The organism is Frateuria flava (assembly GCF_017837635.1).
GTDB classification, from domain to species: Bacteria; Pseudomonadota; Gammaproteobacteria; order Xanthomonadales; family Rhodanobacteraceae; genus Frateuria_A; species Frateuria_A flava.
The window spans coordinates 1-2,132 of record NZ_JAGJRS010000023.1; the positions used below are offsets into that span (position 1 = coordinate 1).

General features: G+C 58.4%; 2 protein-coding genes and 1 pseudogene. All 3 read left to right on the forward strand.

Going from position 1 to position 2,132, the window contains the following annotated elements:
• Window positions 1-399: 399 nt before the first annotated feature.
• Window positions 400-1,122: an RHS repeat-associated core domain-containing protein gene (locus J7I44_RS12985; protein WP_209621540.1), complete on the forward strand. Its 723-nt coding sequence runs from the start codon at window positions 400-402 to the stop codon at window positions 1,120-1,122.
• Window positions 1,119-1,535 carry a hypothetical protein gene (locus tag J7I44_RS12990; RefSeq protein ID WP_209621543.1) on the forward strand — a complete coding sequence of 139 codons (417 nt, stop codon included), beginning with the start codon at window positions 1,119-1,121 and terminating at the stop codon, window positions 1,533-1,535. The genes J7I44_RS12985 and J7I44_RS12990 overlap by 4 nt, the downstream gene beginning before the upstream one ends.
• Window positions 1,536-1,729: 194 nt before the next feature.
• A pseudogene (locus tag J7I44_RS12995) lies at window positions 1,730-2,132 on the forward strand (hypothetical protein); the annotation flags it as partial.

Here is a 2,132-nt window from a genome sequence, read left to right on the forward strand (position 1 = left end):
TCAACGTCACGACGCTATCGATCCCGGCCACCGAGGTCAGTCACTCCGGACAGAGCGTCACGGCACGCGCCTGTGACGCCAACGGCTGCTCGGCATGGTCCAGTCCGGTGACGGCGGTGAAGCTATGAGGCGGGCGCGGCGCGGTGGCGCGGGCCGGGTGTGGACCAGGGAGGGAGCGATCGTGAAAGCATCAGGTTGGAGAGGCGCGGCGTGGGCGCGCGTTGCGGCGGTCGTGCTGACAATGCTGAGCCTGTGCTGGGGTGGCCCGGCGCCGGCGGCGGAAACGACGACGTACGTGCTGACGGATGTGCAGGGCATGGTGCTGGCGCGGGAGGATGCCCAGGGCAACATCATCGCGCGGTACGACTATCGGCCCTATGGCAGGCAGCAGGCGGGCCAGTGGCGGCGGGACCGGGGTATACGGGGCATGTGGAGGATCCGGATACCGGGCTCGTGTACATGCAACAGCGGTATTACGATTCGTCAATGGGCAGATTTTTAAGTGTGGACCCCATCGCTCCTGCGCCCGGCCAAGCATCTAATTTCAACAGGTATACCTATGCGGGGAACAATCCGATCGACAATATAGACCCGGATGGACGCGCGGACTGCCCGGGGCAGGACAGGTCGAAATGCGTCCGTTCAGATGCTGGGGCTGCGGCTGATTTGCGCGCGACCGAAGCGCAGAAGGCCGCTGCTTCGGACAATATGGCGAAAGTCGAGACTCGGGTAAGACCGGAAAAGGTGCTCGCGTTAGTTGGAACGTCCGATGTCACGGTTCAAGCAATCTCCGGTAAGCAAATATATATACCAGGGAAGAAGGACGGGGTTAGTGTGACCAATATGCCATCTGGCTCGGCCATCCTCCATAGCCATATCGACGGTAAAACCCCCGGGAGATCGTCAGATGGCTTTGTTAGCCCGGGCGATGCTATCCATACTTTACGCAACGGTGTAGTTAATTTTGTAGTGAGCGAACGTCGTCTCGCTGTATATCAAATTGTTGACGGGCGTATACAGATCAACGTATTAAAAGGCGCTTTTACAGGTCGGGAAGCAAATCTACTTGAGAAATCCATTAACGCACAGCAGCCTTATGTCGACGCAGCGAGGCCAAGATGAAGATCTTTTTGCTTTTAGCGTCCCTTATATGGTTGGGTTCTTGCGCGACACTAAGCGGACACCGCGTTTCCATCATTGAGCTTAATAAACATCCGCAAAATTATGCAGGTCAGCAAGTTACCGTCCGAGGGTACCTCTTGGGAGGGCCTGAGCCGATAGCATTAGTAACGGAGCCTGGCATCGAATACAAATATGAAAAACTAGCTTCGGAGTGCCTGAGCATCGTTAATTTTGGTGAGCTTGATGGCGAGCTTGGCACCGAATTGGACGGAAAATTCGTTGAGGTTACAGGGATATTTGATCGCGGCACGGATTCTTACGGAATAAGCTTCACATCGTGCGGCCTCACGGGATTGGATATTGGCGGGGATCCGGTAAATAACATTCGCGTCGTCTCCAAGGACGACAAATAAAAATAAAGGGGCGGGGTAATTAAATCTGTCCGTTACGACGTGCCTTGGCCGCCCACGCGGTCGGCTGACGGCGGGTCGCCCCAATGTTGTTTCTACCATCCGCCATCCGTTGGAAGCGTTCGTCGCCAAGGACGCGCTCCTGTTGAGCATAGGTACGCAGGCGCTGGAGCTACGGGGTCAGGTTCACTTACTGGGTGCAATACAACCGGCTGCGGGCCCTATGGCTCGGTCGCGACCGTGGCGATCACCATCCCGGCACCGGCGCCACGTACTACGAAGTCAAGGATGCCAGCACCGGTAGCGTCGTGGGCAGCACGACCGGGACGTCCAAGGACGTGGAGAGCGCCTACGACGGGCCGCTTTCCATGCACTCGTATGCCGTGCATGCGTGCAACCCCTGCGCCTGCAGCGCCTGGGTCAACGCCGTTCAACGCGACGTGTACAACCCGCCCAGCTCGGCGCCGAGCCTGAGTGCCCCTGGCACCAATGGAACGGGCAGCTATACGGTGAGCTGGGGCACGGTCTTCCAGGCCTCCAGCTACACCTTGCAGGAAAGCGTCAACGGCGGTGCCTGGTCCACGGTCTACAGCGGCGGAG